This window comes from Curtobacterium sp. PhB25 (assembly GCF_004365375.1).
Taxonomy (GTDB): Bacteria; Actinomycetota; Actinomycetes; order Actinomycetales; family Microbacteriaceae; genus Curtobacterium.
In genome coordinates, this window is record NZ_SODR01000026.1 from 1 (window position 1) to 2712 (window position 2712).

A 2712-nucleotide genomic window follows, 5' to 3' on the forward strand; every position below is an offset into this window, starting at 1 on the left:
CCGGCCTGCTGAACAAGACCTTCGGCACCGACGCCGTCAAGCGCGGCCTGCTCGTCGGCACCGCCACCATCACCGCACAGATCAAGTAACACCCCACGTACTCCGGCTGTGCATGGCAGACCGGAACGGCCAACGCCCCGTCGCACGCGACGGGGCGTTGCTCATGCGTCGAGACCCCACGCAACATCCGAAGCCCAAACGTCACTTTCGCGGTGACCAGCTGCGCCCGAACGCGCGCCGCTGGGCACCCCCCAGTCCGCGCCTCCTTTCGCCGTGACTGGCCTCTGCGACACGTGGGTAGGTGCGGCAGCGAGGATCAGCAGCGCCAGCGCGAGCGCCCCGAGCCGACGGTGGAGGGCGAAGCGCACTCGGTGCTGAGCTGCTCCGCGGGCTAGCATCGCCCTGGGGCGGATGGTCTGCCACCAAGGGGGACACAGTGTCGGACATCATCGCGGTCGGGGAACACAAGAAACGGGTGCAGTTCAAGCTCCGCATCCAGATGGTCGCGTTCATCGCAGCGGTCGTCGGCGGCGGAGCGTTCGGCATCAACGGCGCCGCTCACCTGAACAGTGCCGCGCTCGGGGTCATCGGCCTCGTGGGACTGGGCGTGGCGATCATCGCGTACGTGTGGTCACGCATCTATGGACTCGTCATCATCGCGAAGCACCAGGGACCGCCGAACCTGCGCTGACCGCGGTTCGGGTGCCGCACTGCAACGCGCTCAGTGACAAGCCGTGTCGAGGGCGACGATCCGGCTGGTCGAGCCGATGCCGTCCCCCCACGTGAAGCTTCCATGCAAGTCCGGAGACCCGGACACGTCGTCCGTGAACTCCAACCGGCTCGAGCTGGCATCGACCTTCTGCTGCTGCAGATCAGCACCCGGCACGGTCGCCTCGACCGCTGCCCGGACCGCCGCGGCAGCGCGGACCGGGTCGACGGAATCATCGAGGAAGAGGTCCCACCGGTAGAACACGCCCGCCTTCGGACCGTATCCCGCATCGCAGTGCCCCGTGGACGGGGTGACGCGGACAGACCGCGCCGCAGCCGAACCCGTCGGCGATGACTGCCCAGCGGGGACGATGTCGTCCGGTGTGATCGCCAGCGCATCCAGTACGGCTTGGCTCACCGCGTCGAGTCGCTGCTTCGTCGCGGCCCGGCGTGCGGGAGCGTTGCGTTCCGCAGCCCGACCCGCCGGCGAGGCCGCGGTCTCCGATGCTCGGGCCTCGGCTCTCGCCGTCGCCAGCACCTCTGACCGCGGGTTCTCCCGCTCGTACGCCGCCTGCAGCCGCACCGAGGTCCGGATGATCGTCACCGACCCCGGGACGATCGTGCAGAGAGCGATACCCAGCGCCACAGCTCCGACCAGGAGCGCTGCACCCGGTGTCCCACGAGTCCGCCGCACGTCGACGATGCCCCAAACGAGCGCCCACCCGGGGATCCCGACACCGAGCACGATCGCGACGACTCCGTAGCCAGCGAACCCACCGGGACCGCCGCCGTCACCACCGTCGCCGCCGTCCTGCCCGTAACCGGCCAAGAGACCGCCGAAGAAGTACGGCACGAACGCCACCAACAAGGCCACCAGCGCCGCGATCGCGAGACCAACGGACACCCCACTCACCCGTCGTCTTCCTCCCGGCCCACCACCCGACACTTCGGTCACACCACTCCCAACGCCCGGGTGTCGTTTGAGAGCACGCTCTCCCGAACGACAGGGGCAGGCTACCGCCAGATGATTACCTGGCCCCGCACGAACAGTCACCCACGCACCCGACGAAGAAGTCTCGGTACCGGACGGGTCCGCCGATGAAGTACCCGCGGCCGGGAACGGAGCGCAGAAGGTCGTCGCGGATGAGCGCCCGGTAGGCGTTCAGGATCGTGTTGATGCTCAGCCCGGAGGTTGCTGCCGCAACCCGGTACGGCGGCAACTGATCCCCGATCCGAAGCGTGCCGTCGGCGATCGCGTCGCGGACGAGCTGCTCGACCCGATGCTGCAGAAGCCCGCTCGACCGGTGCCGCGATGGCAACACGACGCGGAACGCACCCGGCAGTGCCGACGTCTCGTCCTCGTCCGCGGTTCGGGTTGCTGTTCTGGTGTCTTGTGGCTCAGTCTGGGCTCGGTAGGACGCGCTCGAGGGAACAGGGGTCCCGGATGTTGTCACTGGTGTACGTGAGCACGATGGCCCGCCCGGTCACGGACGAGGAGCTCGCGGAGATCCTCGTGATCGCCCGCGAGAAGAACCTGCAGCTGGGAATCACCGGGATCCTGGCCCATCAGGGCAGCAACTGCCTCGGGATCATCGAAGGCGACGACGACGTCGTCCGGGAGCGGTTCACCGGGATCCGGCAGGACCCACGCCACATCAACGTCCGCGAAGTCGCCGCCGACCAGATCAGTGAACGGGCATTCCCAGAATGGTCGATGGCGTTCCAATCCGCCGACCCCCTCATCAAGGACATCCCGGGCTTCCTCGACCTATTCTCCGACCACCCGGACACCGTCCCCGGCGGCAGCGGTGGTTCCCGGGCGAAAGCACTCCTGGACTGGTTCCGGAAGCACCCCCTCGCACCATTGACCGACCAGGGCGTCGGCGATGCGATCGAGCCGCGTCTGCAGATCATCAGCGCCGCGATCATGGTGCTGCACGATGTCGGCGTGGAACGGGCCGACATGGACCAGATCGCCGACACCGCAGGGATCAGCGTCGACGC

3 protein-coding genes are annotated in these 2712 nt (G+C 68.1%); 2 read left to right on the forward strand and 1 reads right to left on the reverse strand.

Going from position 1 to position 2712, the window contains the following annotated elements; translation table 11 throughout:
* Nucleotides 1-436: 436 nt before the first annotated feature.
* Nucleotides 437-691, forward strand: coding sequence for a hypothetical protein (locus EDF51_RS19630; RefSeq protein WP_134196249.1), 255 nt, complete (start codon nt 437-439; stop codon nt 689-691).
* Nucleotides 692-721: 30 nt separating this feature from the next.
* Here the strand turns inward: EDF51_RS19630 and EDF51_RS19635 are convergent, their stop codons facing one another.
* Nucleotides 722-1612, reverse strand: a complete 891-nt coding sequence (locus EDF51_RS19635) for a hypothetical protein (RefSeq protein WP_134196251.1) — start codon at nt 1610-1612, stop codon at nt 722-724.
* A 540-nt stretch (nt 1613-2152) separates the two neighbouring features.
* On the opposite strand from EDF51_RS19635, the gene EDF51_RS19645 reads away from it, so the two are divergent.
* The coding region (locus EDF51_RS19645) for a BLUF domain-containing protein (protein ID WP_166673607.1) at nt 2153-2712 on the forward strand (560 nt) is incomplete at its 3' end.